The sequence below is a fragment of the Pantoea sp. EABMAA-21 genome (genome assembly GCF_030053335.1).
Lineage (GTDB): Bacteria > Pseudomonadota > Gammaproteobacteria > Enterobacterales > Enterobacteriaceae > Pantoea > Pantoea communis.
The window spans coordinates 108,935-132,570 of sequence record NZ_JASGBX010000003.1; the positions used below are offsets into that span (position 1 = coordinate 108,935).

A 23,636-nucleotide genomic window follows, 5' to 3' on the forward strand; every position below is an offset into this window, starting at 1 on the left:
ATTAAACTTTAATGCAAGGAAGCAGTAAATTTGTGGTTATTTCATTGGTTAGATTCAGTGGAGGCGTTATGGTGCACTGATCGGCATTGTTCCAGCGCACCGTCATCGCTTCGCCAGGCTGAATACCGCTCAAATAGACATTGCCATCATCGTTGATAATGCCGGTTTCCTGATTTTTCAGATTAAATACGCTTGCACCAAAAGGCGGTGCTGAACCATCTTCAAGACGGACCGTGGCAATGGCTTTTCCACCATGAGTAACATTGAACGTGCGGTAGCCAATAGCACCTTCAGTTAAAGTACCTTGGGAAACGGATTTCATTACCTCAATGTCATCAGCTAATTTATCGAGGTTGATTCGGATACTATTACGATAATAACTATTGATATCCGTAATAACGGCTTTACCAAAATAGTTGGTGTTGATCGAGTGACCGTAGCCGGAAACAGGCACACCTGCAACGCCATCGGTATCAACTAACATACGTGTTCTACCCGCAACGCTGCTACTGTGAAATGCGCCACCATTTGGAGTGAGGGTTGCACCGCCTTGCAGTGACATACCTAATGCTTGATATTGACTCTCACGGTAACTCACTGACGTGTTTAATTGGGCGAGGCTGCCTTTGTGCGTGTAGTAACCTCCGATATCAGCATCACTGTTAGCCACGCCAGCACTAATCTGATAGGAATCAGCATCACCAATACGATCATAATAACTCACGCTATTGAGGTTATTACCTTTTGAGTAAGAGTTATTGTAACTGGCGGTGCCAGATTGCCCCCAAGGTAGTGATAATGACATATATACGCCTTTGTCATTGTTTTGACCCAATGCGCTTCGATATGCAGTTAATGACAGGCTGACATTTTTAAACTTCATCAAATCCATGTTTTTTGACAATGAGAAATCATAGCGGTCATTTGACTGCTGATTCCAATACGTCTGATGGTTGTAATTGAGATAAGTGGCAAGGTTTAGCGATTCAAATTGCTGGTTCAAAGAAACCGTATACATTTCTTTGCTGCGCCCGTTATCGACATTACCTTTTAAACCATTGAGGTAATCTCCCATCGAACGAAAACCATCATCCGAAAAACGATAGCCAGCGAATGATACCTGGCTACCTGTATCCTCGAATCGTTTGGCATAACTTGCGCGCCAGGCATTGCCTCTCTGCGTGTCACGGTTATGGTCTTTTAAATTTGAGACAGTGACATCTGTGGAAATTGCGCCCAGTGCAAGTAAGTCCCGGCCGACGCCAAGAGACAGGGCATGGTAGTCACTACCGCCCATTCCACCGGTGTACAGGGACCAACCATTACTGATTCCCCATGAAAGTTCGCCCGTCGCGAAGAGTGGCCCTTCAGTGTGATGTGCGAAATTTGAAGGTCTGCCTATTGAGGACTTGTATCTAATCTGTCCTGGGCGGGTCAGGTAAGGGATAGTCGCTGTATTGACCTGAAATTGTTCAATATTGCCATCCTGTTCTTCAATGCGAACATCCAGATTGCCGGAAACGGCGCTATCAAGGTCCTGAATGCGGTACGGGCCTGCCGCTACTTGCACCTCTTTAATGACGCGACCCTGCTGGCTGATGATGACTTTGGCGTTACTTTTCGCCACACCACTGATCTCAGGAGCATAGCCGCGGAGGTTCGGGGGCAGCATGTTGTCATCTGTCGCCAGACTTAAACCCGTGAAACGAAAGCCATCGAAAATCGATGAGTTCAGATAGTCTTCGCCCAGCGTTAATTTGGCACCCAGTCTTTTTATTGCCCTAAACGCATAAAACCGATTCCAGTCCCAGTTCTGCGGAGTTTGTGCGCCGCCACCTGCAGATTGATTGTCATATCGACCCTGCCAATCCGCACGTACGCGCCAGGCACCCAGATTGGCACCGGTCGTGCCATTACCCGATAAATTTGTATGACTTTTACTGCCTACCGCATTTTGCTTAATGGTCTGAAAATTGAGGTTATAGTCAAACAGCGCACCCGCTATGCCTTCTTCCCATCGTGCGGGGGGATCCCATGAAGAACTGCTATATTCCAAAAAAGCTTGAGGAATGTTGATCAGTAACGTTGATTTACCTAAATCAGCTCGCGTTGACATCCCTGCAACACTGTTCAGATTTAAGCATTCCCCGTGATGCCACCATTGAAGCTGCGAGGAGAACTTATCCTTCAAACCCAGAAGAGGAATGAGTTCCTGAGTGATACAGGCTAAGGTTTCATTTTCGTTTTCTTCAGAGGCATAGAAATTGACCACGCGTTCTGGCAGCGTGATTGAATTGATGTTTATTGCGAGAGTATATGCACCAGGTAAAATAAATCCCTTACGTGCAAACTGGCTAATGTCGATATTGCTACGATCTTTAAGATCCAGCACATCAGTATTGAACTGAATGTCTGAGCCAGCGAGCGTGCTTCTCGCTCCCAGGATGCAGGAAAAAAATACTAATATGCTTATTAATGAAATGGCAAATGCATGCCAAAAAAAACGCATCAGCATAATAGTTTCCCTTTTTAATTGTAATCTATTCTAAATCGAAGTGTTAAATGTAGGTCGCCTGAGCGAATGACGTCCTTGTTACCAATCAGGTTTAGTCGGTAGTTAAATTGCATATCACTGTTTAATTTGCTCTGACTCAGATGTTTTCCGGGAAAGGCTAGATTTCCATGGTGATCGCTAATCATCATTGCTATGCCGTTTGCAGAACCTGATACTTTAAAATGCCCCCCATCTTCCTCACCATCGAACATGAGTTTAATCGTGGTTATTTCAGCTTGCTGTGTGTCGTTTTCAAACAACATGCAACCTAACAAAGCGATTGAGAAGAAGTGGTTTGGCCCACGACCTACTTTTATTATTTCGCTAACGGGATGGTTTCCGATATTTATCGTCTGGTCGGGCGAACCTAAACTAATACTGCAAGCGGCTCCAACAATGGACCCAGTAATGTGCACTTGTGAGATACTTTCACCCGCGGCAAAGGCACCTTTCGCCAGCATCGATATATGTATGATGGTCAGTAGAATCACGGGTTTAAAACTACCTGAAATCATACGCTTCAAAGGTTCGTTCCCAGTTTATCCAGTTGAAAAAACCTGCGACAAAATCGCCGCAGGTTAAGGGGAGAGAAATGGCCGATTAGTTGTAGCTCAGCACAAAGTTCGCAGGCACCTGGAATGTGCCGGGAACGATGGTTGCAGTAGATCCACCACCCTTAACATTGGCGGTGAAGGTTAGGGTATTGCTGCCGTTGAATACTTGCTGGGCGGCAGTTGGGGTATTAATTTTCACTTTCTCACCGTCATTGGTGAACATCTGGATTGATGCACCTCGTGCGGTACCGCCGGTCAACGCAAGGCTTTCTGGATCATAGGAAGAGGTTGCACCGGTGAAGCGTGCAGTCACTTTGTCATTCGTACCGGCAGTGGCGATAACACAATCTTCCAGTTCGATTTTAAAAATCTGAGGGGTTGAGCTACCCGTGTTGCCACTGTCTGCCAGCAGCACGTTAGAAATAGCACCCAGCGATACAGTTTGATCTAATGATCCTGGAGCAATAGAACACGGAGAATCAATAATTGAACCGGTGAAAGTCACTTTACCTGTGTTTCCTGCAGCGTAGACAGAGGAAGCAGTAAACAGGCTTAATACGGACAGGGCGATAATACACTTTTTCATTTAATATCTTCCATTTTGTTTGCCGATGTTTTTATATTTAAAACATGGTGTTCACTGATGCTTCATCAGAGGTGTAAGCGATGTATTACGCCTTTATATTGACGAAGTGTCAGTATTTGCACACTGCTATCAGGTGCTCCTTGAATATGCAGGTTAGAAACTGCACGATTCATTTTCGCTCAGCCTTATGATTCTTTTTATTGGCGTCGTTGGAAGGTATTATGAATAGCGATCAATCTGATGAAAATAAGATTTATTTTCTGATGATGTAGTGAGTGAATGGGCTATTTGTCAGGGATGTATTACAAATGAAGTGATAAAAGGATAGAGGAAACAGGATGTCGATATTTTAATCTGAATAACCTATCGATCCAATTGCTGAAAACTATAACATCGCAAGATAGCGTTTAATGTGAGCAGCGTCGGAAATATTACGAGAACAGTTAATGATACTTATTAATAAGCCATGATTCTCCTGATGAGCTAGCCATGAATAAAGCCGCCCACGCATTATCCGCGCAGGCAGTTTTATTGTTAACGACTCAGCACCTGTGCTCCGGCATTTTTCTCCAGCCGCCAGACATCAAACAAGGACACCAGCACCAGCAAAGCTACCCCCGCGAAAGCGATATGAATGTCATTCTGCTTAATGGTTGCATGTTCGTGCCACAGCATGGCTCCGCGTAAGAACAGGGCGGCAAGTGCAATGCCGGCGCTCATGCTGAACTGGAAGAAGATACTAAACACCACAGAGGCGTCACTCATTTTGGCCTGGGGTACATCGGCAAACCCTAAGCTGTTGTAACAACTGAACTGCAGCGAGCGCGACAACCCGCCGATAAACAGAATGGCAGCAATCGCGAAATAGCCAAGTGAAGGGCTGAGCAGCAGGCAACCCAACATTGCGACCAGGCTGATTAAGCCGTTCACCATTAGCACCTGACGAAAGCCAAATCGCTTCATTAGCCAGGTGGTGGCCGGTTTCATCGCCAGATTACCGGCAAATACCCACAGCACCATGGCGCCTGCCTGCGCAGCACTCCAGCCAAAGCCAAGCTGGAATAGCAGAGGAAGCAGAAACGGCACGGCGTTTATCGAAGCACGAAAAAGTGAACCGCCCACAACGGCATTTCGGAAAGTATCAATAGTCATGGCACTGAACGGCAACAGCGGTTGCGGATGGCTGAAGCTGTGGCGATAGGCCAGCACACTGCACAACACGCCAAGTAACAGCAATGGAATGCCAAGGCTGAGATGCATTTGTCCTAGCGCTTCCAGGGAGATAATCAGCGCCGTGCAGGCGGTAGCGGTCAGCACAAATCCGCGCACATCAAACGGACGCGGTTGTTCTGCTTTAAACTGGGGCACCAGATAAACGGTGGCAATAATGGCGATAATGCCGAGTGGGATATTGAGCCAGAAGATCCACGGCCAATGTCCGTAAGTCACTATTAAGCCACCGAGCGGTGGACCGAGCACCGGGGCAATCAATCCCGGCCAGGTAATAAAGGCGATGGTTTTCACCATGTCTTTTTTTTCGGTCACACGGAGCACTACCATACGACCGACTGGCACCATCATCGCGCCACCAATGCCCTGCAAAACGCGGCTTAACGTGAACATTGGCAGGGTATCGCTGAGTCCACACAGTATCGACGCAACAGTAAATACCAGAATCGCACAGGCAAACACCGTGCGTGCTCCGTAGCGTTCCGCTAACCAGCCACTCATCGGAATACCCACCGCTACTGCCAGTAAATAAGCACTCACACCCACGTTAAGCGCCACCGGGCTAGCAGCGAAATCGCGCGCCATTTGTGGAATAGCAGTGGTAATGACGGTGGCGTCGAGGTTTTCCATAAAAAAGGTGACTGCAACCAGCAGTGCGAGCAGCAAGGTTCTGTTAGCTGGGATGCCATTCTGCGTCATAACGCCATTCCTTTCTCTTCCATGTGAATCAGGATTAGGGAGAGAATAGTTTCGGGCGCAATCGTTTTCTATGCAAGTTTAGCGATAAAAAACCCGGCAATTGCCGGGCCGTGAGGACAGGAGCTGATTAGATGCGGTCTCTTTACTGACGGCTCAGGGTAGGTTGATCACAATGGTGCCGCTGCCGCTCTTATCACCGGGCGTGGGATTTGTTGCCCTTAATGTTGAGGATACTGTATGGGTAGAGTTGCCGCTGGACAGATAAATAGAACCTGAGCTGCGCCCATCAAAAGTGAGTGTTGAAGTCACTCCGCCACCCAGGTTTATGGTACCGCCCAGGCTGCCGATAGTGGCTGAGGTGGCGCGATTACAGTATACATTGATAGAAACGCTATCCTGCTTTCCGTTCACTTTGTCAGCCTGCAGTGAGCCATGATTGATGTTAGGAGATCCAGAGAATGAGCAACTGGTAGGAACCGGGGGGAGAGAAACTGTGCGGCATGAAGTGCCAGGTTGGTTTCGATAATTAGCGCCTAAAGCATTTGTTCCGCCACCCACACAAATCGAATAGGGTGGGGAACCTAAAGGTAAACTTGCGGTAAAAGAGGCGCTAGCGGGGTAATTGCGTAAAAAAGTAATGTTGGCATTTGACCAGGTATCTGTAGCGGGCATTCCGCCGCTGCCACTATGTAGCGCATAGCGTGTTGTTGCAGTTGCTCCCGAGCTGTTCACTACCCAAATGCCGAATCCACAATACCTAACGCCACATCCAATGTGTGAAGTGGCATTTCCACCGGAAGCGCTGTAGCTTATTTCAATTCTGGAGGAACCCGCAGGAATTTCAGCGCGAGTAATACTGATCACTGCCTTCGCACTTAGAGAAATGAGTGAAAGAAATAACAAAATGAATACATATGAGACTTTCATATTATTCCTGGTGGTTAAGGTAAGTCAGGAGAAATTGAAACTAAAAAATGTGCAAACTTGTTATTTCACTGGAGTAATAACGAGTAGTTGAATCTGTAATGACTTTTTGATTGTATTTTTTATTGTATTTTAAATATGTCAGTGGATGAGATTGTATATGTCATTATCACCCGCTATTTATGTAATGTATGCCCTACAGCTTGTTAATCCACTGCTTGCTAAACTCCGACTCCAATAGGCTGTGCTAAAATTGTGATTACTCGTAAAGACATTGCATATACTTCTCATTCGACACCTTGGCCTCACTCATTTTTAATGGGCATCGTTGGCAGTATTCATTGAGTGGCTAATTCGCGTAACTCTCTCTATGATGGATTTTTTCCCGCGTGATTGTCGGGAACGATCAATGACTTAGGGAAGTAACCACGCGATGACTCCATTAAACGACCTCGATCTGCGTCAGCTGGAAGCCTTCTCGGCGGTAATTTCAGCCGGCAGCGTGACGGCGGCCGCCAAAGCACTAAACCGCTCGCAGCCCGCCGTTTCCCGCCTGATTCAGGAGCTGGAGCAGTCGCTGGGTTATCCGCTGTTTATCCGCAACGGCCCGCGTATTCACCCCTCGGAAGAAGCACTGCAGCTGCATCAGTATGTGCAGAAAGCGCTGCTGTCGCTGCAACAGATCCGCTTGCGCGCACAAGAGATCGCGCATCAGCAGCATCGCCCACTCAGTATTGCTGCCACGCCCGCACTGGCCGCCGGGTTATTGCCGCAGGCACTGGCCGCACTCAATTTACAGAACAAAGTGCAAATCATCAGTGAGTCTGCCGTACAGACGGCACATGCGGTGATTACCGCTGAAGCAGACATCGGTTTGTGCAGCTTGCCGCTGGAGCATCATGCGGTGGAGTTGCACTGGATTGGGCAATCACAGTGCGTAATTGCGCTGCCGGAAGAGGATGAACTGGCGGCACACAGTGCGCTTTCGCTGAGCCAGCTTGCTGGCCGCCGTTTGATTGCACCGTGGAGTCCGCAACGCCTGCGTAGTCGTTACGAAAAGGCGCTGAAGAAAGTCAAAGCGCCGCTGCTGGAAACTATCGAAACCAACTCATCGGCAAATATTCTGGGCTGCGTGCGTGCCGGATTGGGCGTGGCGATCCTCGAACCGGTCACCGGCTGGGGCATGCCGCTGGCCGGTGTGGCGATTCGTCCGATTCAGGAAGACATCCCTTACTTCTTTGGCGTGATCACGCCGCAAGGCCGCCAGATTTCCAGCGCTGCGCAGGCGCTGGTGGAAGCGCTGGCAGACGCCGCTGCTCAGCTGCTGCCAGGGTTTGAACGTCTGCCTGCCAGTGAACATCCGCGCATCATGCGAGTGATAAACCAGGAGTCATAGCGGGGCAATTGAGTTCATCCAACTGCATTAGCGCTTCAATTAGAGATGAAGCACATCGCTACGCATCTGAACCGAATGCATTAGGCACGCAATAGCCCTATTACGCTACAGCGGCAGGATAATGCACCGCGGCTTCCTGACTTATCAGGCGCGATGAATCCCTTCATTTTCAACGCTTATAACTTTTTCGGCATAAGATATAAGAAATCCATTGGTCAAATCCTGAGCGAAAATCTTGACTCACATTTAGGGCAAGAGGATTATGCGAAAACTTAGCTCCTATTATGCGCATTGATGATTGTTAGCTGCCTATTATGCGTTTTATAGATAATTAAAAAGGTAGGATCATCGGCGTGTTTTCATCGTTTTCGCTCGCTCTCAACGCGATCGCTGACACCAGGGAAATCTCTCTATGACGTATGCCGCCAAAGGTCTTGCTGCATTAGAAGCTCAGCTTCAGCAGGATCTGGAATTTCTGGAACTGCCCGCCAAATCCTGGGTACCGGAACGCACCTTCCAGAGTGCGCCGGTCCGTGATGTAGTGGTGATTGGAGCGGGCATGTGCGGTCTGGCGGCACTCGCCAAATTACAGTTCACCGGCATCAGCAATGTGGTGGCTTATGACGCCGCACCCGCTGGGCTGGAGGGGCCGTGGATCACTTTTGCGCGTATGGAAACCCTGCGCTCACCAAAAACGCTGCACGGCCCGGCTCTCGGCCTCGCGCAACTGACCTTCCGCGCCTGGTTCACGGCGCAGTGGGGCAAAGAGGCGTGGCAGGAGCTGGACAAAATCCCTAAAGCGCAGTGGATGGATTACCTGATTTGGTACCGCAAGGTGCTGAATTTGCCGGTGCACAACAACGTGCGCGTCACCAGCATTGCGCAGGCCGGGGATTTAATTGCGCTGGATCTGGAGGGTGCCGAAACCGAGCGTGTTTACACGCGCCGGTTGGTGCTGGCCACCGGACGTTCTGGCCTCGGTGGCTTCGCCGTGCCGGATTTCCTGCAGGGCATTGATCGCCAGTTCTGGGCACACTCCGCTGATGACATCGATTTCACTGCCTTAAAAGGCAAGCGCATTGCGGTGATTGGTGCAGGCGCCTCGTCGATGGATAACGCGGCCACCGCGCTGGAACAGGGCGCTGCTGCCGTCGATCTGCTGATTCGCCGCAAAGAAATGCCGCGCATCAACAAGATGACCGGCATTGGCAGTCAGGGCGTGGTGCACGGCATGCATCAGTTGCCGGATGCGTGGAAATGGAAATTTGTCGATTACACCGCCGCGACGCAAACGCCACCGCCGCGCTCTTCCACTCTGCGCGTATCACGTCATGAAAACGCGCGCTTCTTCCTCGATTGCGGCATTAACGCCGTTAAACAGGAAGAAAACGGCCTGCTGATTGAAACCACCCAGGGCGCACTGCACTACGACTTTTTGATCGCCGCCACCGGCTTCACCAACGATTTCCACGGCCGCCCGGAGTTTGCTGCCATTGCGCCGCATATTCGCAGCTGGTCTGACGGTCGCTATCAACCTGAGATGGGCAATCCGCGCCACAGCCTGCTGGAAGCGCCGGATCTCGGCCCTTCATTCGAGTTCCGCGAACTAACGCCTGATGCCTGCCCGATGCTGGCACACATCCACTGCTTCAACGATGCCGCCATGCTGACGCACGGCAAAGTCTCCGGCGACATTCCTGCGGTAAGCGCCGGTGCCGATCGCCTGGTGCGCGGTATTACCGCCTCGCTGTTTGCCGAGGACGTCGAGCAGCACTACGCCAACTTACAAGCTTTTGACACCCCTGAATTACAGGGCGATGAATGGGTGGATTCAACCCCGTTACTAAAACAGGAGAACGCGTTGTGAGCGACGCTATTGATCAAGCAGCCGGATTAACACCAGAAGAGGCGTTGTATCAGACGCGCCGCCTGCGTCCCGAATTTGTTGAGGGCGCGGAAGCGTGCCGTGTGTCAGTACTCGCGCCGGAAGAGGATCAGGGTTTACCTGCGGATCTGCGTCTGGCACTGGCGCAGCGTATGGCGGTGTTGAACTACGATGCGCCGCTGCAACGTGATTACCAGGCGCAGCTGGCGGCGTTAAATCCGTCTGAAGCCTTGCTGGCGCTGGCCTCAGGTTGCGCCGTAGCGGAAGAGCCGCTGGCCACGATTGCGCGCCATGCTGACATGGTCACGCAGCAGCCCATTCAGGCTACCGAACAGCATATTCGCTTGCTGGAGCAGGCCGGTTTGAGCAACCCGCAAATTGTTGCGCTCTCTGAGCTGATCGCCTTTGTTAACTTCCAGACGCGCGTGGCGGCTGGCTTACGTTTGATGAGGTCCGCATGATTCCGTCGGTAAATCTCAAGCCGCTGCACTGGCATCCGTATATCACGCCAGTAGATGTTGAACAGGCGACACCGGCGCAGCTCGATGCGATGAAAGTGACGCCGTCGAACAAGAAGATCTCCGAGTACGTGCGCACGCTGGTGCACGATCCCGAGAGTTACACCGCACGTACCGGGCTGTTCAACGCCATTATGTATGTTGAAGGTGGCCTCGATCGTGCCGATCGTGAGCTGGGCGCGCTGGGGGCTTCGATCGTCAACGGCTGCCGTTATTGCGCGGTGGTGCATGCGCGACGTCATGCACAGTTAGCTGACAGTGACGCCGTGGTCAGTGCCATCTATTTTGATAGAGCGGATGTATTAGGTGAACGCGATGCGGCGATCTACCGCTTTGCCCGCCGTTTATCGGTTACGCCTTCTGAGGCCACGCCGGAAGATGTGGCGGCACTGCGTGCCGTCGGCATGAACGATCAGGAGATTATCGATCTGATCCACGCCATCGCCATTTTCGGCTGGGCCAACCGTCTGATGCATGTGCTCGGCCATGCTGACCTGAACAAATAAGGGCTGCACCGGATGTTAGAACTCAACAATATTACGCTCTCTTACGGCAGCAATCCGATCCTCAAAGGGGTTGATCTGTCGGTAAAACGCGGCGATGTGGTGTCGATCATTGGGCCAAGCGGCACCGGTAAAACCACGCTGCTGCGCTGCATTAACTATCTGGCGAAGCCGTCAGCCGGGACCATTCAGCTGGATCAGATCCGCATGGATTATCAGTCACCGGATAAAGCGGCGATCCAGGCGATCCGCTTGCGCACCGCCATGGTGTTCCAGCAGTTTAACGTGTTCAAAAACATGACGGTGCTGGAAAACGTGATGGATCCGCTGATCGTCATCCAGCGTAAAACCAAACAGCAAGCGCGCGACATCGCCGTGCAGGAGCTGGAGCGTGTGGGTCTGGGTGCCAAGCTCGATCACTATCCGTCGCAGCTGTCTGGCGGCCAGTTACAGCGTACCGGTATCGCCCGTGCTTTGGCGGTGCGTCCGGATGTGATGCTGTTTGATGAACCGACCTCATCGCTCGATCCTGAGCTGGTGGGTGAAGTGCTGAAAGTGATTAAAGACGTGGCGTCATCCGGCATTACCTCGCTGCTGGTGACGCATGAGATGCAGTTCGCGAAAAGCATTTCGAATCGCATCGTGTTTATGGATCAGGGTGTCGTGGCCGCGCAGGGCAGTCCGACAGAGATGTTTGATAACCCAACCCTGCCGCGCCTTGCACAGTTCCTCAGTTCAGAACGAGCATTCTAATAATTAAAGGAATCAAAGACATGCCTGCAATCAAAACCACATTACGTCGCCTGGCCGCGCCTGGCATCATCGCCCTGGCCCTGATCAGCGGTAACAGCTTTGCTGACGCGGTACGCACCATCAAAATCGCCACCGCTGCGGAATCCAAACCGCTGTCATGGGGCGCGATCGGTCACGAACCTGAGGGTTACGAGCCGGACGTACTGAAAGCCATCAACGCCAAACTGCCACAGTACAAATTCGTGATGGAAGGCGCGGCGGATATCGCGCAGGAAACCGGCCTGGTGACCGGCAAATACGACATGGCGACTGGCGGTTACTACAAAGCGCCAGCGCGCAGCAAACAGTTCCTGATCCCGGATGCACCGATCGGTGCCAGCCTGATGAAGATTTACAGCCGCAGCGATAGCAATATCAACGGCATGAAAGATCTGGTCGGCAAGAACATCGTGCCAGTGACCGCAGGCGGCGGCGTGTATAAGTTCGTCACCCAGTGGCAGCAGGACAACCCGAACGACAAAATCACCATCAAAGCGTCCAGCGCCGGTGTGCCTTACCCGGATCGCCTGAAAGAAGTGCAGAACGGTAAATACGATGCGCTGATCCTGCCTTCAAACCTCGGTGAGCAGACGGTTATCGACAACCAGAAGCTGGCGATCAAAGCCAGTGAGCCGGTGGTGATCAACAACACCTATGTGCTGATCCACCGCTCTGCCGAAAACCAGGCCCTGAACGATGACGTGAACAAAGCGCTGAAAGAACTGAAAGACGACGGCACGCTGGATAAGCTGGCGCAGAAGTGGTTTGGCGAAGAAGTCACTAAGTACATGAAGTAATAGATTCACTGCGCCCGGTGCTGAGCCGGGCGCATGCTGTCCTTTTTAGCAGGAGTGTTTCACCGTGAATCTATCCTCCATGATTCCAGAACTGCTGTCGGCGCTGCCACTGACGCTCGGCATCATGTTTGTCGCGATGATTGCCGGGTTCTTTCTGGCGCTGATCGCCACCGTTTTTCGCGTGCGCCGTATTCCCGTGATCAGCCAGCTGGCCGATCTCTATGTTTCCTATGCGCGCAGCGTGCCCGTGGTGCTGCAGCTGTTTGTGGCCTTCTACGGCATGCCGCTGATCACCGATAATTTTGGCTTTGGTGACTTCTTTACCGCCAATGTGGCGGCGATGATCGGCCTGAGCCTGTATCACGGCGGATATCTGTCGGAAGTGATGCGCCCGGCATACCTTGCGGTGGAACGGGGTCAGCACGATGCCACCGACAGCCTTGGCTACAGCTTCCGCCAGAAAATGCTGCGGGTGATTGGCCCGCAAGCGGTGCACTTTGCGCTGCCGGGTTACGGCAATGCGATTATCTATCTGATTCATAACGTGGCGCTGGTGATGTACATCGGTGCGGCAGATGTGATGGCGACCGCGCACCTGATTATGGAACGCGATTACAACCAGTATCAGTTCGGCACCTATCTGGTGTTGGCCGTGCTCTATTCACTGCTGTGCGGTGTGGCGTGGCTGGTTATCCGCTTCTTTGAACAACGTCATGCGAAGTACAGCTCTAAGTCTGCACCGCGCGTGAAGTTCACCACCAGCGTCTGAGTCGGGGAGACAAACCATGTTTGATGCTGAGGTTTTGCTGCCGGACTTCTGGAGCATTCTCGATGCGGTACCGGTGACGCTGCTGATGGCAGTGACGGTGTTTATCTGTTCGACGCTGTTGGGTGGGTTGTTTGCCTTTATCGAACATCGCCGCATTCCGGTGCTGCGCCAGCTGGTGATCACCTACAAAATCGCCTTCAAAGGCGTGCCGATGGTGGTCGTGATTTTCCTCGCCTATTACGGCTTGCCACCGGCGCTGCACTTTGTTGCCACGCTGTTTGGCGTCGAGGTGAATGCCCATTCACTGCCGAACTGGGTGATCATCATTGTGGCGCTGAGTGCCTGTGTCGCGGCATTCCAGGCCGAAGTGTGGAAAGGCGCGCTGAACTCGTTCGACAGTGGACAATCCGATGCAGCCTTATCACTCGGCTACAGCGGTGGACAGCTGTTCCGTCGGGTGATGTTCCCGCAGATTATCGTGGCGGCGATCCCCGATCTGGCGAATGCGTTTATGGTGATCATGAAAGCCCTGTCGCTGGCGTTTGCGATTGAAGTGGTGGATATCTTTGCCCAGGCGCAGTTGACGGCGGCGCTGAATTTCTACTACCTCGAAGCCTTCCTGATTGCGGTGGTGTTCTACATGGTGATTGCTTATGTGGTCACTAAGATCGCCGACAAGATTGAGGCAGCACTGCGCGTGCGCACCTGAAGCTTGATAAGTTGTGATGAGACCGCAGCCCCATGTGGCTGCCGTTTTTTTTTGGCAAATTTGCGCGATAAATCGCGCCGCTATAGGGCCTGCACGGGTTGGGTAGCGGCGCAATTCATTGCGCTTCAAAATGAACACTCCTTGCTTTCATTATGCAAGTCACTTGCAAAATGATAGTCACTCTGCAACAGTATGCCGCATAAGATCCTCTGCGGAATACCACCATGAAAAACGAACCGCTTTATCGAATGGCCTGCCCGATTGCGCGCAGCCTTGGCCGTATCGGCGATGGCTGGAGCATGCTAATCATGCGCGATGCGCTGGCCGGGTTTACCCGTTTTGACGAATTCCAGAAAAACAGCGGCGTGGCGCCGAACATCCTGTCGCGCCGCCTGAAAGAGCTGGTGGAAGATGGTTTGCTGGAAAAGGTGTGTTACAGCACTACGCCGATGCGCTTCGAATATCACCTTACGCCCGCCGGACGTGATTTGCGTGGCGTTATCCTGGCGCTGGCCGAGTGGGGCAGCACCCACTTCTCGCCGGAAGGAAGGCAGATGCAGCTGGTGGAAACCGCCACCCAGCGTCCAGTGAAACCGCAGCTGGTCGATAGCGAAAACGGCCAACCGCTCACCAGCGATAAATACCAAATGGTGCCCGGCCCTGCAGCGGCACCGATCATGCACTATCGCCATGATTATTTGCAGAAAAAACGCGCGGGTGACAGCACGCTGAAATTCTCTCCGCCTCTTACAGAGAAACAGCCATGACCCGCACGCGTAAAAAATCCGCTCTGCTGCTGGCAGTGGCAATCGGCGGTTTAGCGGCGGCAGGTTACGGCTACTATTGGTGGCACACCGCGCGCTTTATGCCTTCGACCGATGATGCCTATGTCGGGGCAGATATCAGCGCCATCTCCGCCAAAGTCTCCGGTTACATTCACACGCTGGCGGTGCAGGACAACGCACAGGTGAAAAAAGGCGATCTGCTGGTGCAGTTGGATAACCGTGATTATCTGGCGGCGGTGGATCAGGCAACGGGTGAAGTGGCAGCACAGCAAGCCGCGTTAAGCGATATCGCTGCCACGCGCCAGCTGCAACTTGCCACTATTGCGGGCACGCACGCCTCTCTGCTGGCAGCGCAGGCGGTAACACTGAAAACCACCTCCGATCAGCGCCGCTACAGTGCGCTGGCCAGTAGCTCCGCGGTCTCACAGCAGATCCGCGATCATGCTCAGGCCGATTACCATCAGGCGATGGCGGAAGAGAGCAAAACCCGCGCCGACAAAACCGTTGCCGAGCGCCAGTTGCAGGTGCTGGATGCCCGTGAGCAGCAGGCCAAAGCCGCCTTAACTCAGGCTCAAGCGGGGCTGGCGATGGCGAAGCTCAATCTTGAATACACTGAAATCCGCGCCCCCTTTGATGGTGTGGTGGGCAATCGTCGCGCCTGGTCAGGTTCTTATGTCAGCAGCGGCACGCAGCTACTGTCGCTGGTGCCTGTTCAAGGGCTGTGGATCGATGCCAACTTCAAAGAGAGCCAGCTAGCCAATATGAAGCCGGGGCAGGTGGCTCGCATCGTCGCGGACGTGTTACCCGGTCGCACCTTTAATGGCCATGTTGGCAGCCTGTCGCCAGCCACCGGTTCACGCTTCAGCATTCTTCCGGCAGAAAACGCCACTGGCAACTTCACCAAAATCGTCCAGCGCGTGCCGGTGCGCATTGTGCTGGACGGCGACGCGGCGGTGCTGGGTCTGTTACGCCCTGGTCTTTCCGTCACGGTGACGGTGGATGAGAGAAGCGCGCGATGAGCAGCGTGGCTGCACCGCTGATGGCACCGGCGGAGATGCCGGTCAGCAAGAAGGTGTTCGCCTTTGCCACCATGTGCATCGGCATGTTTATCGCCTTGCTGGATATCCAGATTGTCTCCGCCTCATTGCGGGATATCGGCGGGGGGCTCTCGGCGGGTGACGACGAAACCGTGTGGGTGCAAACCAGCTACCTGATCGCGGAAATCATCATCATCCCGCTTTCCGGTTGGCTGGCGAGCGTGATGTCCACACGCTGGCTGTTTGCCGTCTCCGCCTGCGGATTTACGGTAATGAGTTTGCTGTGTGGCTGGGCGTGGAATATTCAGAGCATGATCGCCTTTCGCGCCTTGCAGGGATTGGCGGGCGGCTCGATGATTCCGCTGGTGTTCACTACCGCCTTTGCCTTTTTCCAGGGTAAGCAGCGGGTGATTGCGGCCGCCACTGTGGGTGCGCTGGCTTCATTAGCGCCGACGCTAGGGCCCACGGTAGGCGGTTGGATCACCGATAACTTCAGCTGGCACTGGCTGTTTTACATCAACATCATTCCCGGTATTTACATCGCCATCGCGGTGCCGCTGCTGGTCAGGATCGACTCGCCGAATCCCGAGTTACTGCGCGGTGCGGATTACTTCAGCATTGTCTTGCTGGCGCTATCACTGGGCTGTCTGGAGTACACCCTGGAAGAGGGGCCGCGCTGGGGTTGGTTTGACGATAGCACCATCACCACCACAGGCTGGATCGCATTGCTGTGTGGCGTGCTGTTTATCTTCCGCACGCTAAACCACGCCAAGCCGATCATGGATCTGCGCGCGTTAAAAGATCTAGGCTTTAGCCTCGGCTGTTATTTCTCGTTTATGGCTGGCGTGGGGATCTTCGCCACCATCTATCTCACGCCGCTGTTTCTCAGCCAGGTGCGCGGCTTTAGTGCGCTGGAGATCGGGCTAGCGATCTTCTCCACCGGCATTTTTCAGATCCTGTCGATCCCGCTTTATGCCTGGCTGGCGAACCGCGTCGATCTGCGCATTTTGCTGGCGTTTGGCCTGATGAGTTTTGGTGTATCGATGTTTTTCTTTGTGCCGATTACCCATGACTGGGGCGCAAAAGAGCTGCTGTTTCCGCAGGCGTTTCGCGGCATGGCGCAGCAGTTTGCGGTGGCGCCCACCGTGACGCTGACGCTCGGCAGCTTGCCACCCGCGCGACTAAAATTAGCCTCAGGACTGTTTAATCTGATGCGTAATCTCGGTGGCGCTATCGGCATTGCGCTGTGCGGCACCGTGCTGAATGACCGCACCAATCTGCACTTCAGCCGCCTGGCCGATCACCTCAACAGCGCCAGTTTGTCGCTCGGCGACTATCTGCAATCGCGCACCGCAGCCCTGATGTTTAACGGACTCAGCCTGGATGCGGCGCACACGGCGGCGCTGCAATCGCTGGCTTCACTCACCCTGCGCGAGGCGCGCACGCAGGCTTTTTCGGACGCATTCTGGCTGATCATGGTCGGATTTTGTATCGCTGCGCTGCTGGTGCCTTTGATGAAAAAGCCCGCAGCTTAAGGAGTTATCGATGAAACGTATTGTGATTACTGGTATGGGGATGGTTTCCCCGCTCGGCTGCGGTACAGAAGCGGTGTGGCAATCACTGCTGGCAGGGAAATCCGGCATCAGCGCCTTACCGGACGAGATGGTGCAGGACATCAGCTGCAAAGTGGCGGGTCAAGTGCCCACGCTGGAACAAGATCAACAGCATGGCTTCGATCCCGAGCGCGTGATCGCGCCAAAAGATCGCAAGAAAATGGATCGCTTTATTGAGTTTGCGCTGGTGGCGGCGCATGAAGCGCTGACGCAAGCTAGCTGGTTCCCACAGGATGAGGCGGATCGCCAGCGCACCGCGACGGTGATCGCCACTGGCATTGGTGGTTTCAACGAGATTGCCAACGCGGTTGAAACCACCGCCAATCGTGGCCCGCGCCGCTTATCGCCGTTTACCATTCCCTCCTTCCTTGCCAATCTGGCGGCGGGACATGTGTCGATTGCCCACGGTTTTCGCGGCCCGATTGGCGCCCCTGTCACGGCGTGCGCGGCGGGTGCGCAGGCGATTGGCGATGCGGCACGATTGATCCGCAGCGGCGAGGCAGACATCGCGCTGTGCGGCGGCACCGAGGCGGCGATCCATCGCGTCAGTCTGGCGGGCTTTGCGGCTGCGAAAGCGATGTCAGGCGGATTTAACGATCATCCTGAACAGGCATCTCGTCCGTTTGATCGTGACCGCGATGGCTTTGTAATGGGTGAGGGCGCAGGTCTGCTGGTGATTGAATCACTGGAACATGCACAGGCACGCGGTGCGACACCGCTGGCGGAGCTGGTCGGCTATGGCACCAGTGCCGATGCCTACCATCTCACCGCCGGACCGGAAACCGGTGAGGGCGCTCGCCGTGCGATGGAGACTGCGCTGGCGCAGGCGGGCATCACCCCAGCCGAGGTGCAGCATATCAACGCTCATGCCACCTCCACGCCGGTGGGCGATAAAGGCGAGCTGGCGGCCATTCGCACGCTGTTTGCGGACAGCAATGTGGCAATCACCTCGACGAAATCCGCCACCGGGCATCTGCTGGGTGCCGCGGGCGGCGTGGAGGCGATCTTCTCGATCCTGGCACTGCGCGATCAAATCGCACCGCCCACGCTCAATCTGCTAAATCCCGATGAAGCCGCTGCCGGGCTGAATCTGGTGGCATTGAAACCTCTGCCGATGGTGATGCAGCATGTGCTGTCGAACGGCTTTGGCTTCGGCGGCGTGAATGCCAGCTTGCTGTTTAAGGGTTGGGATGAGGTTTCTCGTTAACGTGCTGGGAAGACTGACGGCAATAAAAAAGGCCGCTGTTATCAGCGGCCTGGAGGGCAGGGTGAATTAGCGCTTTTCCAGCGCTTCCCACAGACCCATCAGGTAAGTGGTGCCGAGTGCGCGGTCATACAAACCGTAGCCCGGACGTCCGGTTTCGCCCCAGATAAAGCGGCCATGATCGGAACGAATGTAGCCATCGAAGCCGTTGTCGTGCATCGATTGCAGCACCTTGTACATATCCAGCGAGCCATACTCAGTAGGATGTGCGCACTCGTAGAAATCTTTGTCCTGAATAATCTTGATGTTACGTACGTGCGCAAATGGAATACGTTTGCGGCGTGAGAACTCGGCCAGAATACCGTACACATCATTCTGCGGATCTTCCGCAATCGATCCGGTACACAGCGTGATGCCGTTAGCCTCTGAATCCACCACGTTACAGATCCAGTCGAGGTCTTCGCGATTCTTTACAATGCGTGGCAGACCGAAGATCGAGTACGGTGGATCGTCAGGATGGATCGCCATCTTCACGCCCACTTTTTCACATACCGGGATCACCGCTTTCAGGAAGTAAGCGAGGTTTTCACGCAGCTTGTTGTCGTCAACGTCTTTGTATTGCGCAAACAGATCCTGCACTTTCGCCAGACGCTCTGGCTCCCAGCCTGGCAACGCGAAACCGTTTGAGTTGCCCAACACTTCCTGCACCACTTCGTCGAGGCTCTTATCGATGCCTTTCTTCTCGAACGCCATGGTGAGTGAGCCGTCAGGCAGCACGTAATTCATGTCGGTCTTCATCCAGTCAAACACCGGCATGAAGTTGTAGCAGATCACTTTCACACCGACTTCAGCGAGGTGACGAATGCTCTGCTTGTAGTTCTCAATATATTGATCGCGGCTCGGCAGGCCGATCTTGATGTCGTCATGAATGTTGACGCTCTCGATCACTTCCACCGTCAGACCGGCGGCATGTACCTGATCAACCAGTGCTTTGATCTTATCTTTCGGCCAGGTTTCCCCGACCGGCACGTCATACAGCGCGCCCACCACGCCACGCACACCCGGCACCTGGCGTATATATTCCAGCGAAACTTTATCTTCTTTGGGACCAAACCAACGCATTGTCAGTTGCATAATCTCATCCACCGTCATCGTGTTGCTGCGATAACTGTTAAACTACCATTCTAGTAAACATGATCACAGCATCGACTAACGAATATCTCTTGATCCGCGTCACAGAACACAATTTCTTCGGAAAAGCAGGCGGTGTGGCGGATTTACGTGGCCTAAATTTAGTTCGGGTGCTAACGCAACGAGAACGGAAAGAAGAGGTACGCCTTTTCCCAGGCGCGTTTTCTACTGCCTTGCAGGAATAAAGAAAGTTTTGTTAGCTGAAATAACCTCAATGCTTCGCCGTTCCCTCTGAGCTTGATGCAATTTTCCGCTACTGATCGGCTTTTCATTTGTTTTATTTATCAGAAACTTCCTGGCAGGCAGAATAACCCTTATTTCCTCTCCGTCAGCCATCATGTCCGAAGAAGCGCTGCGTCAGCAGATTCAGAACCTGAAAAAGCATAATGCGCGCTTAAAGCGCATAGCGCATGACGCGCGAAACAAGCTGAGTGCGGCGCTGGACGGAACCGGTTTATGTTTGTGGCAGCTGGATATTCCCAGCGGCAAGCTGGTGATTTTCAATCGACGCTGGGGCTCGATGCTGGGTTTTCAGCCGAAAGAGACCAAAGCGCAGTTTGAAGTCTGGCGCGAACGCCTGCACCCCGAGGACGCCGATGAAGTGCTCAGGGCGTTTTACGATCACATCGAAGGGCGTGCGCCTTATTATGAGGCGCTGCATCGCATGCTGGGTAAGAACGACAAAATTACCTGGGTGCTGGATCGTGGGCGCGTGACCGAGTGGGATGAAGAGGGGAATCCGCTCAAAGTTACCGGCACGCACATCGATATGACCAAAGAGAAGCAGTACGAAGCGCAGCTCTCTTCATTGGCGCATCACGATCCGCTAACCGGTCTGACCAACCGCCACGCGCTGCAAACGCATTTCGCTAAAATGAAAGCGCAGGGGCCGCTGTGCGTGGCATTTATCGATCTCGATAACTTTAAGCATGTTAACGACACGCTCGGCCATCGCAGTGGCGATGAAGTGTTGATTCAGCTCAGCCAGCGCATTCTTGACCAGGTGCCACCGAACGTGGTGGTGGGGCGTCTGGGCGGGGATGAGTTTGTGCTGCTGATGCCGTTCCTGATCGATTTCCCCAAAGTGCGCATCATGATGCAGGCGGTGCTGGATGCCGCACTGACGCCGTTTGATGTTGATAACGGCCATGCGCAGATTGGTGCTTCGATTGGCGTGGCGACGGTGCAGCCGCACTTTAGTTTTGATGAGGCGCTGACGCGTGCCGATGAAGCGATGTACCAGATTAAGAAGAACGGCAAGCAAGGGTTTGGCCTGGCGGGGTAATCTTTTGCGGTTGCGGAAATAGACCCGCGCCACCGCCAAAGTCTGTGCCCCCATTTGCAGCAAAGCCCTCTCACCAGGAGAGGGCCATAAACCGCCTTTAACTCAAAACGCGAAGCACGAACAGCCCAGCGCACCCCAGAAGGCATGGTTATCCGACACCGGCACCGAAGACTGGCGTGCCACATCGTGTGAGTGGCTGTGTACCCCACAAGGGCCGCTGCACTGGTGCACTTTCGGCATCATCGCCGCACGACCACTGGCTTGCGGTGGCGCGCTACGGTAGTGGCCCGGCACGGTGACCACTGGAGACCACTCTGGCAACACTGGCACCGGTGGCGGTGACAGCGGCGTGAAGCCGCCTGCGGCATACACCACTTCGCCATCGACCAGCGTTAATACCGATTCAATTCCTTTAATCTCCTCTTCTGGCACGCTAAAGAAATCTTTCGACAGCAGCACCAGATCCGCTAACTGACCCACTTTGATTTCCCCTTTGGCGTTTTGCTCGCTGGAGAACCAGGCGCTGCCTTTGGTCCACAGCATCAGCGCGGTTTCGCGGTCAATACGCGCATTGTCATCGTACAACTGCATGCCGCCGACGGTGCGGCCAGAAACCAGCCAGTAGAGCGCGGTCCATGGGTTGTAGCTGGCGACGCGCGTGGCATCTGTGCCCAAACCAACCGGCACGCCCGCATCCAGCATGCGCGCCACCGGCGGCGTCTGTTTGGCGGCTTCTTTACCGTAGCGATCGACGAAGTACTCACCCTGGAACGCCATACGATGCTGCACGGCCAGCCCGCCGCCCAGCGCTTTAACGCGCTCAATGTTGGCTTCGGTGATGGTCTCGGCGTGGTCAAAGAACCAGTGCAGGCCGTTAAACGGAATATCGCGGTTTACTTTTTCAAACACGTCCAGCATGCGGCTGATCGATTCGTTGTAGGTGGCATGCAGACGGAACGGCCAGCGATGCTCAACCAGATGGCGCACCACGCGCTCCAGCTCATCTTCCATGCCGGGGGCCAGGTCGGGGCGCGGTTCGAGGAAGTCTTCGAAATCGGCCGCCGAGAACACCAGCATCTCGCCCGCTCCATTGTGACGCAGGAAATTGGTGCCCTGGCCCGGCTTCAGCATGTCGGTCCACTTCTCGAAATCTTCCAGTTCATGGCCGGGACGCTGGGTAAACAGGTTGTAGGCAATGCGCACCGTCAGCTGCTTTTTGGCGTGCAGTTCCGAAATCACATCGTAATCATCGGGATAGTTCTGGAAGCCGCCGCCTGCATCAATGGCGCTGGTCAGGCCGAGGCGGTTCAGCTCACGCATAAACTGACGTGTGGAGTTAACCTGCTGTTCCAGCGGCAGCTTCGGTCCTTTCGCCAGCGTGGCGTACAGCAGCATGGCGTTAGGGCGCGCAATCAGCATGCCGGTCGGGTTACCGTTGCTGTCACGCTGGATTTCACCGCCCGGTGGGTTCGGCGTGTCTTTGGTGTAACCGACCACGCGCAGCGCAGCGCGGTTCAGCAGGGCACGGTCATACAGGTGCAGGATGAACACTGGCGTATCCGGCGCGGCGGCGTTGATCTCATCCAGCGTCGGCATGCGGCGTTCAGCAAACTGGAATTCACTCCAGCCGCCGACGACGCGCACCCACTGCGGTGAAGGGGTGCGCAGCGCCTGTTCACGCAGCATACGCAGCGCATCGGCCAGTGACGGCACGCCTTCCCAGCGCAGTTCAAGGTTGTAGTTGAGGCCACCGCGAATCAGGTGCAGGTGCGAGTCATTAAGGCCGGGAATACCGGTGTGGCCTTTGGCATCAATAATCTGCGTGTCGCTGCCAGCAAAGCGCATCACTTCCGCTTGGCTGCCTACCGCGAGAAACTTGCCGTCTTTGATCGCCACCGCAGTGGCGAGCGGGTTGGCGCGATCCACGGTATGGAATTTGCCGTTGGTAAAAATCAGTGAGGCCGTTGTCATCATCTCTTCTCCAGTTTGATTACGCGTTGCGGCCAATAAGCCACTGTTTTAAAACACGGGTAACGATCGGCATCCACAAGAACACCACCAGTGCCACCACGCTGGCATCATTCAGTAAGTGGCCCCACAGCGTGCCGTGCGCGGCGGGCAACACCTGATTCCAGAACCACGGCACCAGGTTGGTAGAGGGAAAAATCACCCCCAGCGTCAGTAAGTATTGTTTCCATTTCGCCGGTTTGACCTGGCCTTTTTGCGTCGGGGTAAACCAGAACGCGGCGCCGGGGCGCACTTCAATGTGTTCCGGCAGTGCCAGCATCGCTGGCAGGTTCTGGATTAACGTTTTGCGCTGATCCGATTTCAGCCAGGCGTACAGCTCATCCAATCCGGTAAAACGAATCAGCACGGTGTAAGCATTGTCGCCGTGCACCGGGCGCAGCACGTTGACGCCAAGATGGCCAGGAAAGCTCGCAGCCTGCGGCATGATGGTGTCGAGCCACTGCTCATAATGGGCCTGCTGTTCTGGCAGGATGCTGTGGGTAATCACCAGCGTCACATGGTTGGCTTGTTGTGAGTAATTCATCGTAAGTTCCTGAGTTTCCGCTGGTGAAAGTGCTTGCGTCGTTGAGTAAAAAAA

At 54.0% G+C, this 23,636-nt stretch carries 21 protein-coding genes; 13 read left to right on the forward strand and 8 right to left on the reverse strand.

The window, feature by feature from the left end; translation table 11 throughout:
- Nucleotide 1: 1 nt before the first annotated feature.
- The 5 genes from QMZ65_RS06000 to QMZ65_RS06020 form a co-directional block, all read right to left on the reverse strand.
- Complete coding sequence (locus tag QMZ65_RS06000) at nt 2-2,509, reverse strand: outer membrane usher protein (protein ID WP_502921520.1); 2,508 nt, start codon at nt 2,507-2,509, stop codon at nt 2-4.
- A 20-nt stretch (nt 2,510-2,529) separates the two neighbouring features.
- Complete coding sequence (locus tag QMZ65_RS06005) at nt 2,530-3,078, reverse strand: fimbrial protein (RefSeq protein ID WP_141399012.1); 549 nt, start codon at nt 3,076-3,078, stop codon at nt 2,530-2,532.
- Nucleotides 3,079-3,154: 76 nt separating this feature from the next.
- Nucleotides 3,155-3,694 (reverse strand): fimbrial protein, encoded by a 540-nt coding sequence (locus tag QMZ65_RS06010; RefSeq protein ID WP_034823335.1) that lies wholly within the window; start codon nt 3,692-3,694, stop codon nt 3,155-3,157.
- 534 nt (nt 3,695-4,228) lie between these two features.
- Entirely contained in the window at nt 4,229-5,623 is a 1,395-nt protein-coding gene (locus tag QMZ65_RS06015) for an MFS transporter (RefSeq protein WP_283215591.1), read from the reverse strand.
- A 153-nt stretch (nt 5,624-5,776) separates the two neighbouring features.
- Nucleotides 5,777-6,550, reverse strand: coding sequence for an MrpH family fimbial adhesin (locus QMZ65_RS06020; protein WP_141399011.1), 774 nt, complete (start codon nt 6,548-6,550; stop codon nt 5,777-5,779).
- Nucleotides 6,551-6,980: 430 nt separating this feature from the next.
- Here QMZ65_RS06020 and QMZ65_RS06025 point away from each other — a divergent pair, with 430 nt between their 5' ends.
- The 12 genes from QMZ65_RS06025 to fabF all read left to right on the forward strand — a co-directional run bounded on the left by QMZ65_RS06025 (nt 6,981) and on the right by fabF (nt 18,558).
- Nucleotides 6,981-7,943, forward strand: coding sequence for a LysR family transcriptional regulator (locus tag QMZ65_RS06025; RefSeq protein WP_283215592.1), 963 nt, complete (start codon nt 6,981-6,983; stop codon nt 7,941-7,943).
- 412 nt (nt 7,944-8,355) lie between these two features.
- Nucleotides 8,356-9,810 carry an NAD(P)-binding domain-containing protein gene (locus QMZ65_RS06030; protein WP_283215593.1) on the forward strand — a complete coding sequence of 485 codons (1,455 nt, stop codon included), beginning with the start codon at nt 8,356-8,358 and terminating at the stop codon, nt 9,808-9,810.
- A complete protein-coding gene (locus QMZ65_RS06035) occupies nt 9,807-10,289 on the forward strand; it encodes a CMD domain-containing protein (RefSeq protein WP_166933578.1) in 483 nt (160 codons plus the stop codon). The genes QMZ65_RS06030 and QMZ65_RS06035 overlap by 4 nt, the downstream gene beginning before the upstream one ends.
- Nucleotides 10,286-10,852 (forward strand): peroxidase-related enzyme, encoded by a 567-nt coding sequence (locus tag QMZ65_RS06040; RefSeq protein ID WP_045814738.1) that lies wholly within the window; start codon nt 10,286-10,288, stop codon nt 10,850-10,852. Before QMZ65_RS06035 ends, QMZ65_RS06040 begins: the two co-directional genes overlap by 4 nt.
- A 12-nt stretch (nt 10,853-10,864) precedes the next feature.
- The gene (locus QMZ65_RS06045; RefSeq protein WP_160833014.1) at nt 10,865-11,602 is read left to right on the forward strand and encodes an amino acid ABC transporter ATP-binding protein; all 738 of its coding nucleotides are present in this window, start codon (nt 10,865-10,867) and stop codon (nt 11,600-11,602) included.
- 20 nt (nt 11,603-11,622) lie between these two features.
- Nucleotides 11,623-12,438 carry a transporter substrate-binding domain-containing protein gene (locus tag QMZ65_RS06050; protein ID WP_034823325.1) on the forward strand — a complete coding sequence of 272 codons (816 nt, stop codon included), beginning with the start codon at nt 11,623-11,625 and terminating at the stop codon, nt 12,436-12,438.
- 79 nt (nt 12,439-12,517) lie between these two features.
- The gene (locus tag QMZ65_RS06055) at nt 12,518-13,207 is read left to right on the forward strand and encodes an amino acid ABC transporter permease (protein WP_197080186.1); all 690 of its coding nucleotides are present in this window, start codon (nt 12,518-12,520) and stop codon (nt 13,205-13,207) included.
- Between the two features lie 16 nt (nt 13,208-13,223).
- A complete protein-coding gene (locus QMZ65_RS06060) occupies nt 13,224-13,916 on the forward strand; it encodes an amino acid ABC transporter permease (protein ID WP_034823323.1) in 693 nt (230 codons plus the stop codon).
- A 224-nt stretch (nt 13,917-14,140) separates the two neighbouring features.
- On the forward strand, nt 14,141-14,683 hold the full coding sequence (locus QMZ65_RS06065; protein ID WP_283215594.1) for a winged helix-turn-helix transcriptional regulator: 543 nt from the start codon (nt 14,141-14,143) through the stop codon (nt 14,681-14,683).
- Nucleotides 14,680-15,720: an HlyD family secretion protein gene (locus QMZ65_RS06070; RefSeq protein WP_211728584.1), complete on the forward strand. Its 1,041-nt coding sequence runs from the start codon at nt 14,680-14,682 to the stop codon at nt 15,718-15,720. Before QMZ65_RS06065 ends, QMZ65_RS06070 begins: the two co-directional genes overlap by 4 nt.
- Entirely contained in the window at nt 15,717-17,273 is a 1,557-nt protein-coding gene (locus QMZ65_RS06075; RefSeq protein ID WP_283215595.1) for a DHA2 family efflux MFS transporter permease subunit, read from the forward strand. Before QMZ65_RS06070 ends, QMZ65_RS06075 begins: the two co-directional genes overlap by 4 nt.
- Before the next feature lie 10 nt (nt 17,274-17,283).
- Entirely contained in the window at nt 17,284-18,558 is a 1,275-nt protein-coding gene (fabF, locus tag QMZ65_RS06080) for a beta-ketoacyl-ACP synthase II (protein ID WP_283215596.1), read from the forward strand.
- A gap of 66 nt (nt 18,559-18,624) precedes the next feature.
- On the opposite strand, the gene uxuA is transcribed toward fabF, so the two are convergent.
- Nucleotides 18,625-19,689, reverse strand: a complete 1,065-nt coding sequence (gene uxuA, locus QMZ65_RS06085; protein ID WP_283215597.1) for a mannonate dehydratase — start codon at nt 19,687-19,689, stop codon at nt 18,625-18,627.
- Between the two features lie 394 nt (nt 19,690-20,083).
- On the opposite strand from uxuA, the gene QMZ65_RS06090 reads away from it, so the two are divergent.
- Entirely contained in the window at nt 20,084-21,031 is a 948-nt protein-coding gene (locus QMZ65_RS06090; RefSeq protein ID WP_211728587.1) for a sensor domain-containing diguanylate cyclase, read from the forward strand.
- A 102-nt stretch (nt 21,032-21,133) separates the two neighbouring features.
- Here the strand turns inward: QMZ65_RS06090 and QMZ65_RS06095 are convergent, their stop codons facing one another.
- On the reverse strand, nt 21,134-23,002 hold the full coding sequence (locus QMZ65_RS06095; RefSeq protein ID WP_502921521.1) for an amidohydrolase: 1,869 nt from the start codon (nt 23,000-23,002) through the stop codon (nt 21,134-21,136).
- 19 nt (nt 23,003-23,021) lie between these two features.
- Complete coding sequence (locus tag QMZ65_RS06100; RefSeq protein ID WP_097118086.1) at nt 23,022-23,582, reverse strand: antibiotic biosynthesis monooxygenase; 561 nt, start codon at nt 23,580-23,582, stop codon at nt 23,022-23,024.
- Between the last annotated feature and the right edge of the window lie 54 nt (nt 23,583-23,636).

Coding starts and splice junctions, on each gene's coding strand:
- QMZ65_RS06010 (WP_034823335.1), bottom strand. CDS start 3,694: ATGAAAAAGTGTATTATCGCCCTGTCCGTATTAAGCCTGTTTACTGCT.
- QMZ65_RS06075 (WP_283215595.1), top strand. CDS start 15,717: ATGAGCAGCGTGGCTGCACCGCTGATGGCACCGGCGGAGATGCCGGTC.
- QMZ65_RS06015 (WP_283215591.1), bottom strand. CDS start 5,623: ATGACGCAGAATGGCATCCCAGCTAACAGAACCTTGCTGCTCGCACTG.
- QMZ65_RS06065 (WP_283215594.1), top strand. CDS start 14,141: ATGAAAAACGAACCGCTTTATCGAATGGCCTGCCCGATTGCGCGCAGC.
- uxuA (WP_283215597.1), bottom strand. CDS start 19,689: ATGCAACTGACAATGCGTTGGTTTGGTCCCAAAGAAGATAAAGTTTCG.
- QMZ65_RS06030 (WP_283215593.1), top strand. CDS start 8,356: ATGACGTATGCCGCCAAAGGTCTTGCTGCATTAGAAGCTCAGCTTCAG.
- QMZ65_RS06050 (WP_034823325.1), top strand. CDS start 11,623: ATGCCTGCAATCAAAACCACATTACGTCGCCTGGCCGCGCCTGGCATC.
- QMZ65_RS06060 (WP_034823323.1), top strand. CDS start 13,224: ATGTTTGATGCTGAGGTTTTGCTGCCGGACTTCTGGAGCATTCTCGAT.
- QMZ65_RS06070 (WP_211728584.1), top strand. CDS start 14,680: ATGACCCGCACGCGTAAAAAATCCGCTCTGCTGCTGGCAGTGGCAATC.
- QMZ65_RS06040 (WP_045814738.1), top strand. CDS start 10,286: ATGATTCCGTCGGTAAATCTCAAGCCGCTGCACTGGCATCCGTATATC.
- QMZ65_RS06025 (WP_283215592.1), top strand. CDS start 6,981: ATGACTCCATTAAACGACCTCGATCTGCGTCAGCTGGAAGCCTTCTCG.
- QMZ65_RS06100 (WP_097118086.1), bottom strand. CDS start 23,582: ATGAATTACTCACAACAAGCCAACCATGTGACGCTGGTGATTACCCAC.
- QMZ65_RS06095 (WP_502921521.1), bottom strand. CDS start 23,002: ATGACAACGGCCTCACTGATTTTTACCAACGGCAAATTCCATACCGTG.
- QMZ65_RS06000 (WP_502921520.1), bottom strand. CDS start 2,509: ATGCGTTTTTTTTGGCATGCATTTGCCATTTCATTAATAAGCATATTA.
- QMZ65_RS06045 (WP_160833014.1), top strand. CDS start 10,865: ATGTTAGAACTCAACAATATTACGCTCTCTTACGGCAGCAATCCGATC.
- QMZ65_RS06020 (WP_141399011.1), bottom strand. CDS start 6,550: ATGAAAGTCTCATATGTATTCATTTTGTTATTTCTTTCACTCATTTCT.
- fabF (WP_283215596.1), top strand. CDS start 17,284: ATGAAACGTATTGTGATTACTGGTATGGGGATGGTTTCCCCGCTCGGC.
- QMZ65_RS06055 (WP_197080186.1), top strand. CDS start 12,518: ATGATTCCAGAACTGCTGTCGGCGCTGCCACTGACGCTCGGCATCATG.
- QMZ65_RS06090 (WP_211728587.1), top strand. CDS start 20,084: ATGTCCGAAGAAGCGCTGCGTCAGCAGATTCAGAACCTGAAAAAGCAT.